Below are 19572 nucleotides of genomic sequence, written 5' to 3' on the forward strand. Positions count from 1 at the left end.
TATTATAAGACGAAATGTTAAAAAGGGGGGTAAAGCGCCCGCAGGCGCCGGAAGTTATGAGAGCTGCGCGGTGACCGCGTCTGCGGTAAAGCCGAACTTCTTGAAAAGTTCGCCGGCCGGTGCGCTGGCGCCGAAAGAGTCCATGCCGATCACCGTATCGGCGAAGCGGTACCACTCCATGCCCCGGGCCGCTTCGATGGCAACGCGCTTCGTCCCCGGCTTGATGATACCGTCGATATAGGCGGCATCCTGCTCGAGGAGAAGGTCGAAACACGGGACGCTGACCACGTTGGCTTTGACACCCTTCGCCGCCAGTTGCGCTTTGACCTCAACGGCCAGCCCGACTTCCGAACCTGACGCCATCAGCGTCATCGTCGCATCGGCCTCCTCGCTCAGCAGGTAACCGCCCTGCGCCGCGCTCCCCTTTGCCGGGGCGTCGAGCAGCGGAAGGTTCTGACGTGAACAGACGAAGGCGGACGGCGCGTCCGTTTTGGCCAACGCCCACTTCCAGGCCTCGACGTTCTCGTTGCCGTCCGCCGGGCGCCAGACATAGAAGTTTGGCAGCGCGCGGAACTGTCCCAGGTGTTCGATCGGCTGGTGGGTCGGGCCGTCTTCGCCGACGCCGATGCTGTCGTGGGTCCAGATAAAGAACTGCTGGATGCCGCTCAGCGCCGCGATACGCGCCGCCGGCTTCATGTAATCGCTGAAGACGAAGAAGGTCGCGCTGAAGGGCATCAGCGGGCCGTAGAGCGCCATCGCGTTCGTGATCGCTCCCATCGCGTGTTCGCGGATACCGAAGTGAATGTTCTTGCCGCGGGGGAACTCGCCGAGGTCTTTGAGCTCCGTCTTGTTGGACGGTCCGAGGTCCGCCGAACCGCCGAGGAAACCGGGGATCGCCTTTGCCACGGCATTGAGGATCTTCCCGTTCGTGCTGCGCGTTGCGTCGGCCTTGTCGAATTCGGGCCACTGGATGCGGGTAAAGTCAGGGTTGCTCAGGGCGCTCAGCGCTTCGTTCTGCTCGACCAGCGGCAGAGTCGCGAGGCGGTGTTTCCACTCGCGCTCGGCCAGGTCGCCTGCTTCGACGGCACAACGGAAACGGGCCAGAACGTCTTCGTCGACCTGGAAGGCTTCATTGGGGTTGAATCCGCAGTTCGTTTTCGCCTCGCAGATAATCTCCTCGCCCAGTGGCGCGCCGTGGGAGTGGTGGGAGCCTTCCATCTCACACGCCCCTTTGGCGATCGTCGTATCGGCAATGACGAGCACAGGCTTCGTGCGCGTTTTCGCCTCGGTGATCACCGCATCGATCGCCTCGTAGTCGTGCCCGTCCACTTCAAGCACATCCCACCCCTGCGATTCGAAACGCTGCGCGACGTTCTCGCTGAGGCTGAGCTCCGTAGAACCCTCGATCGTGATACGGTTGGAGTCGTAGATGAGGATCAGGTTATCGAGCTGGTTGTGGCCTGCGATGGAACACGCCTCGTAGCTGATCCCCTCTTCCAGGTCACCGTCGCCGCAGAGACAGTAGACATGGTGGTCAATCACTTTGGCCGTCTCGGAGTTCACCTGCGCGCCGACGTATTTGGAGGCCATCGCGAAACCGACGGCGTTCGCGACACCCTGCCCCAGAGGGCCGGTCGTGATCTCGATCCCCTCCGTATGGCCGTACTCCGGGTGGCCCGGCGTTTTGGAATCAAGCTGGCGGAACTGTTTAAGGTCCTCGATCTCGAGCCCGTATCCCCAGAGGTAATAGAGCGAATAGATCAGGCCCGTCGCATGGCCGCCGGAGAAGACGAGGCGGTCACGGTTGAGCCACTTCGGGTTCTTGGGGTTGTGGTTGAGGTGCTCGGAAAGCACGACGGCGATGTCCGCAAGACCCATCGGGGCACCCGGGTGGCCGGAGTTCGCCTTCTGGACCATATCGGCCGCAAGGAAACGGATCGTATTCGCCATTTTGGCGCGCATCGTATTGTCGCTCATTGTCATCCTTGTTGAATTCATTTATGTCGATTGATATAGCTCAACGTTAATCTACTGTACACGTCACCGAAGCGAAACAAGGGTACCGCTCGCAAAGCGATGTTTCCTTGAAAGCCCCGGCAACCACGCTGACGCTGTGTCCGCTTCGGCAGCGGCCCTCGCGCAGATAAACCGCGCTCACTTTGCATATGTCACTTATGCCGATTGATGTAATGCAAAAGCATCGGTGAGAGTTCGTTATACAAACGCTCATCGAAGCTTTTGAGCCGTTCGGTCAGGTCGTCGGCCAGCTTGTCGGCCTCCGCCATGGCGCCGTCAAGGCCCAGGAGGGTCACGAAGCTGTTCTTCGCCTCGTCGTTGTTCGTCGTTTTGCCCGCCTCTTCGCTCGTTTGGGTCACGTCGAGGATGTCGTCCTGGATCTGGAAGAGCAGTCCCAGGTCGATCCCGAAACCGTACAGCGGCGCTTCGAGCGCCTTCTGGCCGGCAATGACCGCTCCCATCTGCAGGGCGCACGCGATCAGCTTCGCCGTTTTGTTCGTATGCAGGAACTTCACCTCATCCAGGGCGAGCTTCGTATGCTCGAAGGTGCAGTCGATCGCCTGCCCGAGCACCATCCCGTCGCTGCCGCCGTTCTTGGCGAGCAGGTTGATCAGTTTCACCCGTGTCCGGTCCGAAAAAGGCGCCTCGGAAAGCACTTCGAACGCATGGGTGTTGAGGGCGTCGCCGACGAGGATCGCCGTCACCTCGTCATAGCGGGTATGCAGGGTCGGGAAACCGCGGCGCAGGTCCGCGTCGTCCATCGCCGGCAGGTCGTCGTGGATCAGCGAATAGGTGTGCAGCATCTCGATGGCCAGCGCCGCATGGTTGGCCGCATCGATCAGCAGCGGGTTGAACGAGCGCACCACCCCCAGCAGCAGCGCCGGGCGGAAGCGCTTGCCTCCGGCGGTCAGCATCAGCGAGAGGGCGGTGTCATAGTGGGGGTGAAAACTCTCCGCGCGGGGCAGATTGTCCTGTAAAAAGCGTTCAAACTCTTCCATACGTCTTCCGTGCGGTTTAATAGCGAAATGGTAACATGATTTTATACAAAGGGAGGTTATGCCGGGTCAGTTGCCGGCATAGGGGTTTATGCCGCCGAGCATCCCCATAGCGGAGTGTTTTTTGTTGTCTTCGACCATCTTGACCGCGTCGTTGATCGCCGCGATTAGCAGGATCTGCAGCGAGGCTTTGTCCTCGAGCAGCGAATCGTCGATCTCAAGGTCGACGGCTTCGCCCTTGCCGTTCATCTCGAGCCGTACCATGCCCCCGCCCGTTTTGACGGTGAAGGTACGTTCGGCAAGTTCCGCTTCGAATTCGGCGGCCTTCGCCTGCATCTCTTCGAGCATTTTGCCCATCTCGCCGAAGTTCATTTTGTCAAACATTAGATCTCGTGCAGTACATCCGTGATGCCGTTGTCGTCGTCAACGAGGACGACAGTCGGCTTGTAGGTTTCCAACTCACGCTCTTCATACGTCGCATAGGCGACGATGATGACCTTATCCCCTTTGTGCACCTTGCGCGCCGCCGCCCCGTTGAGGCAGATGTCGCGTTTGCCGCGTTCACCGAGGATAATGTAGGTTGAGAAACGCTCACCGTTGTTGATATTGAGGATCTCCACTTTCTGGCCGACCCGCATGGCGGAGGCCTCAAGGAGTTCCTCGTCAATCGTGATGGAACCGACGTAGTTGAGGTTCGCATCCGTGACGGTGGCACGGTGAATTTTGCTGTAAAGCATTTCGATCGTCATGTATGTTTTATCTTCCCATCTGCTGCTGCATTGCTTCCGGCGAGATCGGTGCGTCCCACAGTTCGTCCGGAATAATGTATTCTGCGACCGGCGTCCCTCCGATGATGTGTTCATCGATGATGCGGTCGATCTTGTCTTTGGTCAAACCGTAATACATAAAGTGTCCCGGTTCGACCAGCATGACCGGCCCGGCATTACAGCGGTTCAGACACGCTGTACGTACCGGTTGTACAGTCGCAATTATACCCTTTTGCATCAAAGTCCCTGCTAAATGCTGGAAAAGGTCCTGTGTCTGCGGGTTCACGCATGACGGTTTCGGCATTCCCGGGGGAGAGGATTGCTCGCATTTGAAAATATAAAAAGCCGGCTGTGGTACACCCATGGTATTCTCCGTTTCGAATAGAATTTGAAAAAACTCGCGTATTATAGCCAACGGTCAAGCCGGCCGAATTTAGCGAAAAAGTTAGTGGGAAGGCTTAAGACAACGCCATTGGCGCTGCTTACGGCGTGACGGTGACCGTCAGCGATGCGTTGACGTCGTAGCGCGTCACGTTGATATCGAGGGTGCCGTTGGCATCCCCCGTGTAGAGGGTACCGTTCTGCTCCAGGGTCGCGTTGCTCTCCCCGGCGTTGCCCAGAATCCATGTCATGCTCTCGGTCACATCCAGCGTCGTGTTATCATCAAAAGTTCCCAGCGCCTTGAGTTGCAACGTCTGTTCCTGCGAAAGGTTCGTATCGTTATTCTCGATGGAGAGGGTGACCGATGCGAGGGCATGGACATGGACGACGGCCGTGTCGAAGAACTGCTTGTAGCTGCCGGTGATCTCCACGTCTCCGCCGAATTCGCCGCCGCTCAGCAGCCCCGGGCTGCTCGCCGCATCTGTTGTACTGAAAAAGGCGATGGAGCTGTTTGATTCACTCCACTCGACGAACTCCGTCGCGTTGCTGTCAGGTACGCCGTTCGTATAGGACGCTACGGCGCTCATCTGCACTTTCTGTGTGGCATAAAACGTCGTGGCATTCGCCTCCACGGCAAGCGAAGCGATGTCACCGGCAAGCGGGGTGTTGCTGTTCTCCCCGCACCCCGACAGCAGCAGTAGCGTCCCCAAAAGAATCCCTCTATACATTCCCTCTCCTAAAAACGGAAGTTGATGCCGATGTACGGCTCAAAGATCGACGACGTCGTCTCCGTCTGGTTGCTGATCATATCGAGGTCTTCCCAGCTTTTCCCCCGGTAGATCACGGAGGCTTCAAGGTCGAAACCCGCCCCCAGGGGAAGGTAGCCCCCCAGCCCGGCGAAGAAGCTACCCGAACTCACCGACTTCGTCACCGTGCGGCGCACCTCGAGTTCTCCTGTGCCAAACCCGAGTTTGAAGAAGGGGTAGAAGCCCCATTCTAAATCGAAAGCCTTGATCAGGCTGATATCGAAATAGACGTAATCGCTGTCGCGCTCGGAGAAAATGTTCTTATCGTAACGACCGTAGCCCAGGTCCAGTTCGACCGCGTAGGAGCGGATACTTCCGTACCCGAGCTTCAACTGGACGCCCTGCAGCGTTGCCGACGTTTTACGGTCGGATATTCCGGGGTTCTTGACGCGGAAATTTTCGCTCCCCGCAATCCCTCCGAGACCGACATGCAGCGTTGCTTCGGCATGCAGCACCCCGAGGCACAGCGCCATAATGACAATAAACCGTTTCACCCTACCGCCTTTTTTAACCGTAATGATAGTCAAACCTCACTTAACAGAGAACGAATGACCTCGCGATCGTCAAAAGGGAACTGCTTGTCGTAGATGATCTGATACTGCTCGTCGCCCTTGCCGAGCACGACGACGACCTCGTCGCCGCTGCGCGCACTCAGCGCCATGGCGATCGCCGCTTTGCGGTTTGGTTCGACCACGGCCTTCTCCGGATAGGTCATGCCGCCCAGGATGTCCGCGATGATCGCATCGGGGTCCTCGCTGCGGGGGTTGTCGCTGGTGACGAAGACCTTCTTGGCGAGGTTCTCCGCCACCCGTCCCATCAGCGGACGTTTGGAGCGGTCGCGGTCGCCCCCTGCCCCGAAGACGACCAGCATCTCCTTCTCTTTGAGGGCATTGAGGACCTGCGCCATACCGTCCGGAGTGTGGGCGAAATCGACGATAACCAAAGGAGATTCGCTCACCACTTCCATCCGTCCGCTCACCCCGGCAAAACCGCCGACCGCGTCGCACACGGCTTCGAGATCGTCGCCGGTAACGAGGTGGACCGCTGCCACGGCTGCGGTGAGGTTGTAGACGTTGAAGAATCCGTGCATCGGACTGTGGAAGGTGTGTATCTTGCCGAAATGCTGCACAACGGCGCTGATGCCGTCATTGAGCGAATAGGCCACCACCTTGTAGGTCGCCGGGTTCTCGGCCCCGTAGGTAAAAGCGTTTTTGATGTTGAAGTCCGCCTTTGCCTCGTCCTTGTTGATCAGCTTTTTCCCTTCATCGGCAAAGAAGCTGTTCTTGACGCGGACGTACTCCTCGAGCGTCTCATGATAATCAAGATGGTCCTGGGTGATATTGGTGAGGATCTTCAGCGCGAAATCGATCCCCTCTGCCCGCGCCTGGACGATCGCATGGGAGCTCACTTCCATGACGAAGTATTCGCACCCTGCTGCCACCGCCTGGTAGATGTGGCGATAGGTCTCCAGCAGCGTCGGCGTCGTCAGGCTTTTGCCCTCCACGACGGTGTCGTTCATGAAAAAACCGCGGGTCCCCTGCATCGCCGCTTTGTGACCAAGGTCCAGCAGGATGGAGTAGATGGCGCTCGCCGTCGTCGTCTTGCCGTTGGTGCCGGTAATCCCGATCACGTTGATGCGGTCAAGTCCGAACAGGGGAGCGACGTCGGCGGGGGAGATGATGGAGTGCGCACCGCGCGCCTTGGCATCGTCAAGGTAGCGGCGGTTGAGGCCCGTGAGGACGAACGCCGTTTCGGCGTCGCACTCTGCGGAGTTTTCCGTTACAAAACGGAACGGTTGATCAGGAAGCGCTATCTTCAACCGGTCGGCTCTTCAGAATGTCGCGCAGCAGGGCGCGCAGTTGATCGTCGTTGGGGTACATCGAGAGGGCCGTCTCGATGTAGTTCATCGCCATTTTGTGGTATCCGTGGCGGTTGAGCTGGCTGAGGAAGTCGATAAACTCCTCTTTTTCGGTGATAAGCACCCGCGTTGAGAACATGATGTTCTCGAAAATCGTTTTAAAATCGCCCTGCTCTTTGACCAGCTGGCGGAAATCGTCGTAAAGAATCCCGTCTTCGTAATCCAGGCGGTGGCGCAGCGGCTCGGAAAAAAGAGAGGTGAGCTGTTCCACCGTCCCGTCCATCGTCTGCAGGATCTCGGAGATGACTGTATCGGCCTGCTCCGCATCCTCTTCGCGCAGCACTTCGTAGTAATCGAACAGCGCCTCTGCCGCCTCTTCGCCGCTCATCGCCATCTCCGCGAGGATCGCCCCGTTAAAGGCCTCTTTGGACTCGGGATAATCCTGGAGCACCTGCGCATACTGGCGCAGCGCCTCTTCATAATTTTCCTGATTGAAACTTTCGTTAGCAAGGGCAAGCGTTTTATATTTGTTGACTGGTTTCATGCTCTTCCTTCTTTCAAAAATCGTATGCATTTCTCTCTCTCTAAGAGATAATCTATTATAACGTATTTTTTGTTATCTCACGGCGGACGCCTATACGGCGTCCATCTGGTTTTCCATGCCCATCGGCAGGTTAACGACAGAGAGTTCCGGGTGAATATCCATGCGCAGCTGGCGTTCGACACCGTATTTTAGGGTATTGCCCGAACTCCCGCACCCGACGCAGGCCCCGCCGAGCTGTACGTAGACCACGCCGTTCTTGACGCCCAGCAGTTTGATATCACCGCCGTCCAGCGCCAGAGAGGGGCGGACTTTTTCGATGACGTTCTTCACCGGCTCGTACAGTTCTTCATCTGTAAACGGGATCATATGTGATTGTCCTTTTTTCGACACCTGTCGACATTTTTATGATCATAAAATAGGAAAAATGCGCTTAACAAGTCATAAATTTAACAGGGACGCGGCGATTCCTCAGCCTGCGGGGAAGGCTTCGAGTATTGCGGCAACATAACGTGGTTTGCGCATGCCAAGCAGTACGACGTCGATCTCCGGCCGATTCACCAAAAAGGCCAGGGCACACTCCTGCAGGGGACGGTCGCACCCCTCCAGCTGCGCGCCGACGGCATCGCGTACTTTCAGGCTGCATTCGTGGGCGACGGCGGCGCCGTAGGCCTCCAGGAAGAGCACCAGTTGCTGCGCCAATGCACCGCGTTCGGCCTCGTCGAGTTTTTCAAGCACCTGCCGGATGTGCGGCATCACCTGGCCGTAGAGGAACGACTCATATTCGCCGACCCAGCCGAATCGGTGTTTGACTTCATCAAGCTGGTGTACCAGGTTGCGCAGCGACGCCAACGCTTCGTGATCGCACAGCTGGAGCAGTTCGTTGAGATGCGCTTCGTATGTCGGTGACGGGGGATACTCCGCCAGCCGAAACATCTGCTGACCGTGCTGGGCGTTCAGGGGACGGTTCGTCAATACCCGAAGCCCGTGTTCCCTGGCCCACGCCGCACACTTGAGCCCCTCCGTCTCCAGCAGGTTGACCGGCAGCTGCACCGTTGTAAAGTGGTTCTGGGCATTTCCCGCGCTTTCGGCCGCATGGATCGCCAGAGCCACCAGGTCTTCGTAGGGGAGAAACTCCAGGTCCGTCGCCGCTTTGGCAAAACTGTTCGAACTGACGCCGTAGCCGTCGATCTTTCCGGCAGCCGCGGCTTTTTCCAGCGCGACGAATGCCCGATAGATCCGCTCGTTCATCTCATCGAGTACTTCGCTACGCTGCCGCCCTTTGTTGAGGGCATCCAGCAGGAAATACTCCGGGTTGTGGATCAGATAGCACTCCAGCGACGCGGCCTGCAGCCGTTCCAGCGAACGCTCCAGCTGGTCCCACATGAAATCGGGGTGGATGCAGTGGAAGACGTGCGGGGCGTATTCGACGACCTCCTCGAACTGCTCCCCCGCTTCCAGGCGCGCCATCGTACTCCCCTGGATGTAGCCGAATTTACTGACGATCTGCACCTTCTCCCGCGCGTCGTCCTCCATAAAACGCAGCGCCTTTGCGATGGCACGCTCCGCCCCGCCGTCCATATAGTTGGTCGAGGTATCGATAACCCTGACGCCCGAAGTGACCGCCATACGCAACGCCTCGATATGTTCGGGGTTCTCGTCGCTGACGCGGTAGGTGCCGAAACCGATCTCCGCCATCTTTTCTCCCTTACCGGCATCCGACGCTCCCCACAACGGGAGAGGCGATGCCCATACTTTTCATAACCGAAGGATGCCATAGCCCCCTTTAGCCTTTCCTGCCTATCCGGCGACGGCCGCCTCGAAATAGGCATCAATGTCCCGGTTCCGCCCGCCGTCGCCGTCTCTCACGCTCAGCCGTGTATGGTCGAGCTCTTCGCGTGTTCGAACGCCCATCACCGCCATCAGCCCCCGGATCCCCTCGATCATATGACGGTGGTAATTGGCCACCCGGTGCGCCTTCTGGGCGATGAGGAAGGAAGCCCGCTTTTTCCGGTCCTGGGTCGCCAGCCCCACCGGGCAGTGTCGCCCGTTGGCCCCCGAACACTCCCGGGCGCGGATACAGCCTGCCGTCATCATAAAAGCCCGCGCAATGCCGACATAGTCCGCACCGAGGGCCAGCAGCAGGGTCGCGTCATCAGGGGTCAGCACCTTTTCACTCGCAATGATCTTCACCTTCTCACGGGCACCGATCCGTTTCAGGTCCCGATCGGCGACGTAGAGTGCCTTGTGCAGCGTCATCCCGACGCTCATCATCATTGCCAGCGGCGCGGCGCCGCTGCCCCCGTCCGCGCCGTCAACGGTAATAAAATCGGGATAGGCATCGGAGCCCGCCGCCAGCCGCACCTCGATCAGTGCCGCGTACGGTGCGAATGCCTCGGCGGAGGCCAATACGATCTTGATCCCGACCGGTTTCTCCGACAGCCGCTTGAGCTCCCCGACAAAGTCGAAGAGCTCCTCGAGCGTATGGGCATAGGGGAAACGGTTCGGACTGAAGATGTCTTTATAGGGCTCCACGCCGCGGTAATAGGCGATCGCGTCGGTCACTTTCTCCGCCAGGAGCTTCCCTCCCGTCTGTTTCGCCCCCTGGGCGAGCTTGATCTCTGTCATCCGGCAAAAACGCATCACCTTTCGGTACCGTTCGGGATCGAATTCCCCCTCGTCATCCCGCACCCCGTACAGGCCGCTCCCCATCTGGAAAATAATATCGGGCAGGTCCCCCGGTACGGTCTCGGGAAACGCCTCCATCGGTGCTCTCCAGTCGATGCGGTAGCAGTTAAGTGATACGGGGTCGAAAAGATAGGTCTCCTCCTCCTTCGGTGCAAGGATCATATGGCGGTAGACCCGCTCGGCGATAGCCGGATTGACGACCATGCGCATCAGACGGTAGATGCTCCGGGCAAAGACGGTCCCCCTCTCCGCTTCCATGTATCCGCAGTTTTTCGGATCAAACCGGTGCGTCATCAAAAAGTTCGACGTCAGCGATCCCTCTCCCGTATTGATAGGGAAATTGCCCAGAAACGCTCCCCAGGCGAACGCCTTCGTCCCCTCCGGCGAGATGGCGCCGTCGCTCATCGCCGAGCGACCCACGACCGATGCTGCGGTAAAGGGAAACCGGACGCTGCTGCCGAAAGTCACATTGAGATGTTCCGCCACCTCCTCTTTGTTCAGGACAAGATTGGCGTTTTTGAGCGTCAGGCGCGTGCCGTGCAGCGGCTGCCCCGGCGAGAACGAGGAAACGAGTCCCTTGTTCTCTGCCGCGTTATAGACCCATTTGACCTTATCAAAGGAGTCGAAAAAATCTTCGTCACCGAAGTATTGGCGCATGGGGTCCCGCAGGGCGTAAAAGACATAACGCAGCCGCCCGACAAGGGGGTAGTTGATAAGCAACTGGTTTTCGCGCTGGATATAGCGGTCATAGACCAGCGTCATCAGGGCCAGCAGAAGCAACACCGCACCGCTGCCCTGCAGTAGGAAAGCCATGATGGGGAAGGAGTATTCGCCGTGGATGAAATCAAGGAGCTGATCCATCTAATTTCCTTTGAAAATCAGGTGGTCCAGGCTGTATTTTCCGGGTCCATGGCTGAGGAAAAGACCAAGGAAAATGAAATAATAGAGCGGGATTTCGAAACCGTTTTTGCTGCACTCAAAGCCGTTGGGAAGGTGTACCGTCAGGATTGCCGTTACCATGATGACCATCAGCGGCACGGCGATGAGGCGGGTCAGCAGCCCCAAAGCCAGCAGGACGACACCCGTCACTTCGATGGAGGAGACGAGGTAGGCGGTGAAAAGCGGGAACGGGTACCCCAGTACCCCGAACCACTCCGCCGTCGCATCGATCGCCTCCCATTTGAGGTGGGCCGCCTCCGTGAAACCGACGGCGACCGCCCAACGGGCAGCAAGCAGAAAAAGGCTGCCGCCGTATTCGCCCAACCGCGAAAACTCGCCATAGAACTTACCGAACCGCATCACGACTCCTTCGGGTGTCATGCAACCATTGTAGCCAAATTCAAAAACAGCCCATTAACGGGAATGAAGAAGATAGAGAAAGAAATCGGTGAAAAAAAGGGGGAGGTACGAAGGGGGAGCCCCCTCGTGATGCAGTTATACCAGCTCGACGAAAGCCATCGGAGCCGCGTCGCCGCGGCGTGTTCTGGTCTTGATGATGCGGGTGTAGCCGCCGTTGCGCTCTTTGTATTCCGGTGCAACTTCGTTCATCAGTTTTTTGACCGCTTCTTTGCTCTGCAGGGAAGCGAAGACGGCGCGGTGCGCGTTGGAGTCACCTTTGCGTGCCGTCGTGATCAGCTTCTCAACGTAAGAGCGGAGCTCTTTCGCTTTCGGCAGCGTCGTTTCGATTTTTCCGTTTTCGATCAACGCAATGCTCATGTTTTTCAGCAGGGCGGCGCGGTGTGCGCTCGTACGACCGAGCTTGCGGTATCCGTGACGATGTCTCATGACAGTTCCTTATTCAGATTCAATTTTCTTTTTCAGTACGCTGATCGTTTCGTCGCTCATCTCCTGACCGACCTGGAAGCCGGCTTCTTCGAGCTTTTCAACGATCTCGTCATACGATTTTTTGCCAAGGTTCTTGACGTTTTTAAGGTCATTCTGGCTCATCAGGACGATCTCACCGATGTATTTCAGGTCAGCGCGGTCCAGGCAGTTGAAGCTGCGCGCGGAGAGGCCGAGCTCTTCGATCGGTGCCGTCAGCTTGCCGATCTCTTCGGAAGCTTCCGCACGCTCGATCGTTGCCGGGGACTGGATGCTGATCTCGCTGCTGAAGACCGCCATCTGCGCATGCATGACGTTCAGGGCGTTGCGGAAAGCGTCCAGCGGGCTGATCTGACCGTCAGTGACGATGTTCAGGACAACCTTCTCAAAGTTCGGGTTGTCTTCGACGAGGACGTTCTGAATCGCGTAGGTCGCTTTGCGGACCGGCGTAAAGAACGCGTCGAGGGCGATGTAGCCCTCTTCGATCTCGTCGCGGATGTCTTCACTCGGAACGTAACCGATCCCCTGGAAGATCTTCAGCGAGAAGTTCAGCGTCGCGTCTTCGTTCAGCGTCGCGAGAAAAGCGTCCGGGGTGACAACGTCAACGTCGTCATTGATCAGATCGCTTCCTTTGATCTCGCACGGTCCGACGAAGCTGTAATCGATCGTCGCCTCTTTGGCATCGTTTTTCAGTTTGAAACGGATGCTTTTGAGGTTGATGATGAAGTCAGAAATATCTTCGAGCATACCGCGCACAGAGTCGAACTCGTGCTTGGCGCCCTCGATCTTGATCGCGATCGGCGCATAGCCTACCGAGCTGCTCAGCAGGAACCGGCGCAGCGGGTGCGCCAGTGAAACCGCATAGCCTGTCTCGAACGGATAGGCAATGACATTCGCTTCGGTATCGCTGATCTGCTCGACGACGAACTCTTCGGGCAGAAGCGGAGCTGTTTTGATCTTTTTCATAAAGCGCCTTTCGATTAAAGATTATTTCGAGTAAAGCTCGACGATGAAACGTTCTTCCACTGGAATAACAACTTCTTCACGCTCCGGCAGGCGGGTAAAGATCCCGAACTTCTTCTCGCCGTCGACGTCGACCCACGGAGCCATACCTGTCTGGCTGGTCAGTTCGATCGCACGGACAACTTGAACGTTGTTCTTGCTCTTTTCGCGGATTTCGACCTTCTGGCCTGGTTTGACACGGTAAGAAGCGATATCGACACGTTTACCGTCGACCAGAATGTGACCATGGGTAACGAACTGGCGTGCGAAACGGCGTGTAGACGCGAATCCCATGCGGTAAACAACGTTGTCAAGGCGCTGCTCAAGCAGGTTGATCAGGTTGTAACCGGTGTTGCCTTCGCGACGCTTTGCTTCGGCGAAGAGAGAACGCATCTGCTTCTCGGAAACACCGTACATGAACTTCGCTTTCTGCTTCTCGTTGAGCTGCAGACCGTACTCGGAGACCTTCTTGCGGCGCTGGCCGTGCTGACCCGGAGCATAAGGACGTTTGTCGAGTGCAGATTTTCCTGCAAGGCGGCGTTCGCCCTTCATGTTGAGGCTGACGCCGAATCTTCTTTCGATCTTTTCTACTGGACCTCTGTATCTTGCCATCTATAGCCCCCTTACACTCTACGACGTTTCGGCGCGCGGCAACCGTTGTGCGGCAGCGGAGTAACGTCTTTCATGAACGTGACGCGAACACCTTCGATCGCACCAACTGATTTCACTGCTGTTTCACGGCCGGAACCCGGACCCTGAACCTTGATACCGACCTCTTTGATGCCGTGTACCATTGCTTTTTCCATAGCGGCTTCTACCGCCTGCTGCGCTGCGAACGGAGTGGACTTCTTGGAACCTTTGAAACCAAGGCTGCCAGCAGAACTCCAAGCGATCATGTTACCCATCTCATCGGTAACGGTAACGAGCGTGTTGTTGAAAGATGCAGAAATATGCACGATACCGCGTGCAATGTTCTTCTTGACAACTTTTTTACGAGTTACTTTACGTTTAGCCATTCAATCGCTCCTTACGCTGCGCCGACAGTACGACGCTTCCCTTTGCGGGTACGTGCGTTTGTCTTCGTTTTCTGACCGCGGCAAGGCAGTCCCTTACGGTGGCGGAGACCGCGGTAGTTACCGAGGTCCATCAGGCCTTTGATGTCCATTGCGACTTGTTTGCGCAGGTCACCTTCGACCATGTATTTTTCGCGGATCTCTTTCGTGATCGCGGCAACGTCGTCTTCGGAGAGTTCGTAGACACGCTTGTTATAATCGATGCCAGTCGCATCGAGGATCAGGCGTGACGTATGAAGGCCGATACCGAAAATGTAGGTCAGGCCGTACTCGACGCGTTTTTTCTTAGGAAGGTCTACACCAGCAATACGTGCCATGTTTATCCTTGTCTCTGTTTATGTTTAGGGTTCTTGCAGATGACTCTGACGATCCCTTTGCGCTTGATGACTTTGCAGTCATCACACATCTTCTTGACGGAAGAACGTACTTTCATTGTATGCCCTTGGTTGGTTTATATTGAAACACTCTCCCCACCCGGGGAAAAGTGGGTTCAGCCGCATTCCGCCGTGCGGAAACGGCCCACGATAACCAGCGATTCGCTTTACGCGTTTTAGGCGGGACTCAAACCCTACCAATACTTGCAGCTGCCTTGTCAAAAAACAGATGTAAATACTCAACGCTTTGTGTTTAAAACGGTAAAGTGGACGCGTATATTACTTAAAAAAAGCTGAATGTATTATTAAGAATGCCGGCAAATTCACCCTACAGGGGCACTTACTGTTCCCTGCCGTAGCGCAACGCCCTTTGCAACGCGCGGTCATTTTTCGCCAACGTCCGGATGGATACCCCTTTATTATCTTTTGCCCGCGTATCCGCACCTTTGAAGACCAGCACCTTGACTATCTCGATATGCCGCTGCTTCATGGCATAAAAAAGCGGTGTGCGCCCTTCGTCGTCCCTGGCATTGACGTCCGCTCCCCTCACAATGAGACGCACCGCTTTGTAATCGTCGTCTGTTGCCCCTTTGACCAGGGCGAAGAGCTGCTGCGTCACATCCGAACCCTGACCGGACGAAGCGCTTGCCGGTACGGGCGCCGACTGTGAGCCGCCGAACTCCATATGCGATTCGTAGCGGATGCGGTACGTTACATTCCCCTCATGCATGTTCATACCCCCATGCATAGCTCCTGTCTGTAGCCCCGTTTGCATATTCGGCTGCGACGACGAGACGATTTTTCCCATCTGCGACAACAGGCTCCCTGCCGCACTGGCGAAAAAGAGCATGCCGCCGATACTGGAGAGAAGCGTCACGATGAAAAAGAGGGTCGCAATGTTCCTGGCGCTCTTGTAGCTGCCCGTACCCTCGCTATCCCGATCAAGCACGGAACTTCCGACCGCCATGTCATGCAATGCATGCCGCTTTTTTGAAAACAGTATGACAAAAAGCGGCAGGACGAAGAGAAAGGAGAATCCTTTGATGATCTCACGGATAAACGCCCTTAAAAAAGCGATACGCCCACCGTCAGGGCCGACAATCCGCAGCCCCAGCGCCAGCTTTCCGACGGTCCCCTGATAGGACGAGGCATGCATCAGCGGCATATAAAGCAGCGCGGCGATCGAAAGGGTCACAGCGAGTACGATCGACATCCCGGAAGACTCGAACCCAAAGAGAAGCGGAAACGCAAAGAAAAGACCGAAAAATGCGTTGAGAACGATCATATCGATCCAATACGCCAAAAACCGGTTCCAAACAGATACATAGCGCTGCTCCATGCATTTCCCCTCCGCTAAAAATGTGTAGATTCTAACAAAAATAACTTCAATTTCTTTATGCCGCAACACTACCTGTAATCGCTGCGGACTGGCAGCATATCGCCTGAGGGTCAAGCAGAATCTCGGATATCATATCCGTCAGAACATTGCCAATGCGGGCTTGGTGATGGGGTATTATGAGAAAGGGGGTGCCGGTAAGGCACCCTTTGTCGCGGAGGGATCAATCCCCTCCAGGGCCGTTGTGGCAGTCGTAGCAGCTGACCGCGTGGCCGGCGGCGAAGGTCTTCATCCCACCCTCGGTGCTGAAGCTGCGCGCCGAGAAGGTCTTTGAGAGGAAACTGCCGCGGTAATCGCTGCCGTGGCAGACAGCGCACTGTGCGCGGTTGCCTTCGGCGGCATGCTCATGCGCACCCACCCAAGACTGTCCGACGCTGTGCATTCCGTGCGGCCCGCCGCTGGTCGTTGCCGGCACCGTATCATGACAGGCCGTACATTCGGCAATCGTCCCCACATGCCCCTGTACGGCAATACTCTGGAGGTTGTCCTCCGTATGCGAACTCGGGTAGATGGCATGGGTCGAGCCGTGGCAGGCCGAACACTGCATGTCGCCGTGGCCCGTGCTGAACCTGTAGAGGCTCACCCCAGACGCCGGCGTGTTCGGGTTCGTCGCGAAACGGGTGTCGAGCGCCGCACGCAGCGTCCCCGTCTGCATATCCGTCACCGCCGTCTCATACCGCTTCCCGTCCTGGTGGCATGCCTGGCAGTTAGGCTCTTCCAGCCAACCGACCCTGCCGTGCTGTCCGACGGCGTTCATACTGCCGTGACAGCTCTGGCACTGGATACTGCTGATCTTGCCCATCGCCCCGCGCAGACACTTCGTCGTCGCGCCCGGGTGGCAGCGGTAACAGGCGTCGCGGTTCGTCGAGCTGTTCAGGGGCTGGCCGTTCACCGGATCTTTGACCTCGGCATGCAGGGAGTGCAGCGCCTCGGTCAGCGGTTTCGTCCCGCTCACCCCTGCTGTCCCCAGGGCATTGGTACTGTGGCAGGTGGCACAGAGCACCGGGTTGCCGTTCTTGGCCGTCGTATAGAGCCCCGCATCGTCATAAGACATGTAACCCGCGACCTGTAGTTCCGCCTGGTGCGCGCTCACCGCCGTCGGATGCTCCTCATCGTGCAGCCGCAAAATATTCCATTTGAAATCCTTTTCCAGATCGGCATCGTTCTCCCATCCGGATGAAGGCATCGCCTCGCTATAGCCGCTGGCACTGCCATGACAGGCGCGGCAGTCCATCTCGTCGCTGACCGGTAGCACGACCTTTGTAGTCGCCAACACGTTCCCCGACGCATCCTTCGCCGTTACGTCGATCATCGGGTAGTAGTCCTTACTGCCGTCATCGTTATAGGGCGTGATCGGCAGCCCCGTCGCTTCCCACCAGTTTTCCCCTGCATTGTAATGTAGTGAATGCCCGGTCATCTCCGGCGTATGGTTGCCCGTCAGGCCGACATCAGGGGCAGGGCTTACAAGAAAGAGTCTGCCCACGTAGTCCCAAAAGTTCGTCTTGAGATTGTGACGGTTGTCGTAGACGCTCGTCGTATTGTATTTCCCGTCCAGTGACGGTGCTGATGCATAGGTGATAGTGACCCCGGAGGTCACGTGCTTTTCACCGCCGTCAGCTTTCATAATCAACTGCGCATTGAGCGTATTGTAGGGCGGCAGGATCGAAAAGACCGAAAAGTCCTTCCCGTCCATGCAGTGCATCCCCAAGTCGTTCCAGGCCAGTAATGTATAAGAAGCCGTACTCGTACCGCCGCTTCCACCTCTGCCTTTTTTGCCTCTGTGCCCATCGCTTTTCGCGTTGGCCCCCGTTACCATAGCACAGGCCAAAGCCACGCACACGACACCGGCAAGTACTCTTTTGCCTTTCATACCGTCCTCCTTATACAAACGTGAGGACTATTATGAAAAAAAGTTATGAAGATTGAATGAAGATTTCTCAGAAAGGAGTGGCCAGAATGGTTACAAATCTATGAGAGGAGACCGACGCGGGCGGCACCTCTCTGAGTGAAAGATCAATCCCCTCCGGGACCGTTGTGGCAGTCATAGCAGCTGACTGCGTGGCCGGCGGCGAAGGTCTTCGTTCCCCACTCGGTGCTGAAACTGCGGGCCGAGAAGGTCTTGGAAAGGAAACTGCCGCGGTAGTCGCTGCCGTGGCAGACGGTACACTGGGAGCGGTTCCTTTCGGCGACGCCTTCGTGCGCGCTCACCCAATACTGGCCGACGCTGTGCATACCGTGCGGCCCTTCAGCCGTTGTCCTCGGCATCGTGTCATGGCAGGCCGTACATTCGGCGATGGTGCCCTCGTGCCCCTGCACCGCGATGCTCTGGAGATTATCCTCCGTATGTGCGCTCGGGTAAATGGCGTGGGTCGAACCGTGGCAGGCCGAACACTGCATGTCTCCGTGGCCCGTGCTGAAACGGTAGAGACTCACCCCCGACGCCGGCGTGTTCTGGTTCGTCGCGAAACGGGTGTCGAGCGCCGCACGCAGCGTGCCCGTCTGCATATCCGTCACCGCCGTCTCATACCGCTTACCGTCCTGGTGGCAGGCCTGGCAGTTAGGCTCTTCCAGCCAGCCGTTGCGGCCGTGTGTTCCGACGGCGCTCATGCTGCCGTGGCAGCTTTGGCACTGGATATTGCTCTGCTTGCCCATTGCGCCGCGCAAACACTTCGTCGCCGCCCCCGGGTGGCAGCGGTAGCAGGCGTCCCGGTTCGTCGAGCTGTTCAGGCTCAACCCGTTCACCGGGTCTTTGACCCCGGCATGCAGGGAGTGCAGCGCCTCGGTCAGCGGTTTCGTCCCGCTCACACCCGCCGTCCCCAGCGCGTTGGTGCTGTGGCAGGTCGCGCAGAGCACCGGGTTGTTGTTCTGCGCCGTCGCCTCCAGGCCGGCACTGTCATATCCGTTGTAGCCGGCCGCTTGCAGCTCGGACTGATGCGCGCTCACTGCCGTCGGATGCTCCTGGTCGTGCAGCCGCAGGATATTCCATTTGTAATCTTTCTCCGGGTCGGCGTCGTTGGCCCAGCCCGCATTCGGCATCGCCGCCGTATAGCCGCTTGTCGAACCGTGGCAGGCACGGCAGTCCATCTCGTCGCTGACCGGCAGCACGACCTTGGTCGTCGCCAGCACGTTCCCCGACGCATCCTTCGCCGTCACATCCACCATCGGATAGTAGTTCTTGCTCCCGTCGTCGTTATACGGGGTAATAGGGAGGCCCGTCGCCTCCCACCACTGCTCCGCCGCGTTATAACTCAGTGTATGTCCGGTCAATTCAGGGGTATGATTGCCCGTCAATCCCGTGTCCGGTGCAAGTGTCGCGTTGAAGAGTGCTCCCACGTAGTCCCAAAAGTTCGTCTTCAGGTCATTACTGTCGGTATAGACGCTCGTCGTATTGTACTTCCCGTCCAGCGACGGGGCGGCGGTATAGGTAATCGTCACCCCGCCGGTCACATGCTTATCGGATGTCCCCGCCCGCTTGATCAGCTGGGCGTTCAGATTGTTATAGGGCGGCAGGATGGAGAAGACGGAAAAATCCTTTCCGTCCATGCAGTGCATCCCCAGATCGTTCCAGGCCAGTAGCGTGTAATCGGCCACGGTACCGTTCCAGGTCGTTCCCCCGCCGCTGACATCACCGACGACCTCACTGTCGCCCTCGGTTGTTGTCGCCATCTGGCATCCTCCCAGCCAAACGGCTGCGATAACTACACTCGCTGTCTTCCGCCAAAGTTGCGTTTTCATCTTCATCTCCTCTCATCACTGGGGGAAGCCCCCCGACATTTTTCTCCATTGCCAGTATGGAACATCTGTATGAAGATTTGATGAAGGGTTACCAACCCCTTGTATAATACGGATAAATA

General features: G+C 57.4%; 22 protein-coding genes. All 22 read right to left on the minus strand.

The window, feature by feature from the left end; translation table 11 throughout:
• Positions 1 to 54: 54 nt before the first annotated feature.
• The gene (gene tkt, locus WCY31_RS11660) at positions 55 to 1977 is read right to left on the minus strand and encodes a transketolase (RefSeq protein ID WP_345972509.1); all 1923 of its coding nucleotides are present in this window, start codon (positions 1975 to 1977) and stop codon (positions 55 to 57) included.
• 191 nt (positions 1978 to 2168) lie between these two features.
• A complete protein-coding gene (locus WCY31_RS11665) occupies positions 2169 to 3014 on the minus strand; it encodes a polyprenyl synthetase family protein (RefSeq protein WP_345972510.1) in 846 nt (281 codons plus the stop codon).
• Positions 3015 to 3080: 66 nt separating this feature from the next.
• A complete protein-coding gene (locus WCY31_RS11670; protein WP_345972512.1) occupies positions 3081 to 3395 on the minus strand; it encodes a YbaB/EbfC family nucleoid-associated protein in 315 nt (104 codons plus the stop codon).
• Positions 3395 to 3760, minus strand: a complete 366-nt coding sequence (gene panD, locus WCY31_RS11675) for an aspartate 1-decarboxylase (RefSeq protein WP_231019297.1) — start codon at positions 3758 to 3760, stop codon at positions 3395 to 3397. Before panD ends, WCY31_RS11670 begins: the two co-directional genes overlap by 1 nt.
• Before the next feature lie 7 nt (positions 3761 to 3767).
• The gene (locus tag WCY31_RS11680) at positions 3768 to 4142 is read right to left on the minus strand and encodes a (2Fe-2S) ferredoxin domain-containing protein (RefSeq protein ID WP_345969965.1); all 375 of its coding nucleotides are present in this window, start codon (positions 4140 to 4142) and stop codon (positions 3768 to 3770) included.
• Positions 4143 to 4260: 118 nt separating this feature from the next.
• Positions 4261 to 4887 carry an Ig-like domain-containing protein gene (locus tag WCY31_RS11685; RefSeq protein WP_345969966.1) on the minus strand — a complete coding sequence of 209 codons (627 nt, stop codon included), beginning with the start codon at positions 4885 to 4887 and terminating at the stop codon, positions 4261 to 4263.
• Between the two features lie 8 nt (positions 4888 to 4895).
• Positions 4896 to 5459, minus strand: a complete 564-nt coding sequence (locus WCY31_RS11690; RefSeq protein ID WP_345972514.1) for an outer membrane beta-barrel protein — start codon at positions 5457 to 5459, stop codon at positions 4896 to 4898.
• A 29-nt stretch (positions 5460 to 5488) separates the two neighbouring features.
• Positions 5489 to 6784, minus strand: coding sequence for a UDP-N-acetylmuramoyl-L-alanyl-D-glutamate--2,6-diaminopimelate ligase (locus WCY31_RS11695; RefSeq protein WP_345972515.1), 1296 nt, complete (start codon positions 6782 to 6784; stop codon positions 5489 to 5491).
• Complete coding sequence (locus WCY31_RS11700; RefSeq protein ID WP_231019302.1) at positions 6765 to 7367, minus strand: hypothetical protein; 603 nt, start codon at positions 7365 to 7367, stop codon at positions 6765 to 6767. The genes WCY31_RS11695 and WCY31_RS11700 overlap by 20 nt, the downstream gene beginning before the upstream one ends.
• Before the next feature lie 90 nt (positions 7368 to 7457).
• The gene (locus WCY31_RS11705; protein ID WP_345969969.1) at positions 7458 to 7733 is read right to left on the minus strand and encodes a NifU family protein; all 276 of its coding nucleotides are present in this window, start codon (positions 7731 to 7733) and stop codon (positions 7458 to 7460) included.
• 102 nt (positions 7734 to 7835) lie between these two features.
• Positions 7836 to 9062 (minus strand): aldo/keto reductase, encoded by a 1227-nt coding sequence (locus WCY31_RS11710; protein WP_345972516.1) that lies wholly within the window; start codon positions 9060 to 9062, stop codon positions 7836 to 7838.
• Between the two features lie 102 nt (positions 9063 to 9164).
• The gene (locus tag WCY31_RS11715) at positions 9165 to 10913 is read right to left on the minus strand and encodes an FMN-binding glutamate synthase family protein (protein WP_345972518.1); all 1749 of its coding nucleotides are present in this window, start codon (positions 10911 to 10913) and stop codon (positions 9165 to 9167) included.
• The gene (locus WCY31_RS11720) at positions 10914 to 11372 is read right to left on the minus strand and encodes a DoxX family protein (protein WP_345969972.1); all 459 of its coding nucleotides are present in this window, start codon (positions 11370 to 11372) and stop codon (positions 10914 to 10916) included. It lies immediately after the preceding gene.
• A gap of 114 nt (positions 11373 to 11486) precedes the next feature.
• The gene (gene rplQ, locus WCY31_RS11725; protein WP_345972520.1) at positions 11487 to 11837 is read right to left on the minus strand and encodes a 50S ribosomal protein L17; all 351 of its coding nucleotides are present in this window, start codon (positions 11835 to 11837) and stop codon (positions 11487 to 11489) included.
• A 9-nt stretch (positions 11838 to 11846) separates the two neighbouring features.
• Entirely contained in the window at positions 11847 to 12839 is a 993-nt protein-coding gene (locus tag WCY31_RS11730) for a DNA-directed RNA polymerase subunit alpha (protein WP_231019310.1), read from the minus strand.
• A gap of 21 nt (positions 12840 to 12860) precedes the next feature.
• Positions 12861 to 13487, minus strand: a complete 627-nt coding sequence (rpsD, locus tag WCY31_RS11735) for a 30S ribosomal protein S4 (RefSeq protein WP_345969974.1) — start codon at positions 13485 to 13487, stop codon at positions 12861 to 12863.
• 11 nt (positions 13488 to 13498) lie between these two features.
• The gene (gene rpsK, locus WCY31_RS11740) at positions 13499 to 13891 is read right to left on the minus strand and encodes a 30S ribosomal protein S11 (RefSeq protein ID WP_231019312.1); all 393 of its coding nucleotides are present in this window, start codon (positions 13889 to 13891) and stop codon (positions 13499 to 13501) included.
• Between the two features lie 11 nt (positions 13892 to 13902).
• The gene (gene rpsM / locus WCY31_RS11745) at positions 13903 to 14265 is read right to left on the minus strand and encodes a 30S ribosomal protein S13 (RefSeq protein ID WP_345969975.1); all 363 of its coding nucleotides are present in this window, start codon (positions 14263 to 14265) and stop codon (positions 13903 to 13905) included.
• A 2-nt stretch (positions 14266 to 14267) separates the two neighbouring features.
• Positions 14268 to 14381, minus strand: coding sequence for a 50S ribosomal protein L36 (gene rpmJ, locus WCY31_RS11750; protein ID WP_231019314.1), 114 nt, complete (start codon positions 14379 to 14381; stop codon positions 14268 to 14270).
• A gap of 281 nt (positions 14382 to 14662) precedes the next feature.
• Positions 14663 to 15661: an RDD family protein gene (locus tag WCY31_RS11755; protein WP_345972521.1), complete on the minus strand. Its 999-nt coding sequence runs from the start codon at positions 15659 to 15661 to the stop codon at positions 14663 to 14665.
• A 220-nt stretch (positions 15662 to 15881) separates the two neighbouring features.
• Positions 15882 to 17588 carry a multiheme c-type cytochrome gene (locus WCY31_RS11760; RefSeq protein ID WP_345972522.1) on the minus strand — a complete coding sequence of 569 codons (1707 nt, stop codon included), beginning with the start codon at positions 17586 to 17588 and terminating at the stop codon, positions 15882 to 15884.
• A 143-nt stretch (positions 17589 to 17731) separates the two neighbouring features.
• Positions 17732 to 19384: a multiheme c-type cytochrome gene (locus WCY31_RS11765; protein ID WP_345972523.1), complete on the minus strand. Its 1653-nt coding sequence runs from the start codon at positions 19382 to 19384 to the stop codon at positions 17732 to 17734.
• Positions 19385 to 19572 lie beyond the last annotated feature (188 nt).

Origin of the sequence: Sulfurimonas sp. HSL3-1, from assembly GCF_039645995.1 — a bacterium.
In the GTDB taxonomy this organism is placed as follows: Bacteria; Campylobacterota; Campylobacteria; order Campylobacterales; family Sulfurimonadaceae; genus Thiomicrolovo; species Thiomicrolovo diazotrophicus.

Bases quoted from the DNA above. Each gene is read 5' to 3' on its own strand.
- tkt (WP_345972509.1), bottom strand. From the start codon at position 1,977: ATGAGCGACAATACGATGCGCGCCAAAATGGCGAATACGATCCGTTTC.
- WCY31_RS11665 (WP_345972510.1), bottom strand. From the start codon at position 3,014: ATGGAAGAGTTTGAACGCTTTTTACAGGACAATCTGCCCCGCGCGGAG.
- WCY31_RS11670 (WP_345972512.1), bottom strand. From the start codon at position 3,395: ATGTTTGACAAAATGAACTTCGGCGAGATGGGCAAAATGCTCGAAGAG.
- panD (WP_231019297.1), bottom strand. From the start codon at position 3,760: ATGACGATCGAAATGCTTTACAGCAAAATTCACCGTGCCACCGTCACG.
- WCY31_RS11680 (WP_345969965.1), bottom strand. From the start codon at position 4,142: ATGGGTGTACCACAGCCGGCTTTTTATATTTTCAAATGCGAGCAATCC.
- WCY31_RS11685 (WP_345969966.1), bottom strand. From the start codon at position 4,887: ATGTATAGAGGGATTCTTTTGGGGACGCTACTGCTGCTGTCGGGGTGC.
- WCY31_RS11700 (WP_231019302.1), bottom strand. From the start codon at position 7,367: ATGAAACCAGTCAACAAATATAAAACGCTTGCCCTTGCTAACGAAAGT.
- WCY31_RS11705 (WP_345969969.1), bottom strand. From the start codon at position 7,733: ATGATCCCGTTTACAGATGAAGAACTGTACGAGCCGGTGAAGAACGTC.
- WCY31_RS11710 (WP_345972516.1), bottom strand. From the start codon at position 9,062: ATGGCGGAGATCGGTTTCGGCACCTACCGCGTCAGCGACGAGAACCCC.
- WCY31_RS11715 (WP_345972518.1), bottom strand. From the start codon at position 10,913: ATGGATCAGCTCCTTGATTTCATCCACGGCGAATACTCCTTCCCCATC.
- WCY31_RS11720 (WP_345969972.1), bottom strand. From the start codon at position 11,372: ATGACACCCGAAGGAGTCGTGATGCGGTTCGGTAAGTTCTATGGCGAG.
- rplQ (WP_345972520.1), bottom strand. From the start codon at position 11,837: ATGAGACATCGTCACGGATACCGCAAGCTCGGTCGTACGAGCGCACAC.
- WCY31_RS11730 (WP_231019310.1), bottom strand. From the start codon at position 12,839: ATGAAAAAGATCAAAACAGCTCCGCTTCTGCCCGAAGAGTTCGTCGTC.
- rpsD (WP_345969974.1), bottom strand. From the start codon at position 13,487: ATGGCAAGATACAGAGGTCCAGTAGAAAAGATCGAAAGAAGATTCGGC.
- rpsK (WP_231019312.1), bottom strand. From the start codon at position 13,891: ATGGCTAAACGTAAAGTAACTCGTAAAAAAGTTGTCAAGAAGAACATT.
- rpsM (WP_345969975.1), bottom strand. From the start codon at position 14,265: ATGGCACGTATTGCTGGTGTAGACCTTCCTAAGAAAAAACGCGTCGAG.
- rpmJ (WP_231019314.1), bottom strand. From the start codon at position 14,381: ATGAAAGTACGTTCTTCCGTCAAGAAGATGTGTGATGACTGCAAAGTC.
- WCY31_RS11755 (WP_345972521.1), bottom strand. From the start codon at position 15,661: ATGGAGCAGCGCTATGTATCTGTTTGGAACCGGTTTTTGGCGTATTGG.
- WCY31_RS11760 (WP_345972522.1), bottom strand. From the start codon at position 17,588: ATGAAAGGCAAAAGAGTACTTGCCGGTGTCGTGTGCGTGGCTTTGGCC.
- WCY31_RS11765 (WP_345972523.1), bottom strand. From the start codon at position 19,384: ATGGCGACAACAACCGAGGGCGACAGTGAGGTCGTCGGTGATGTCAGC.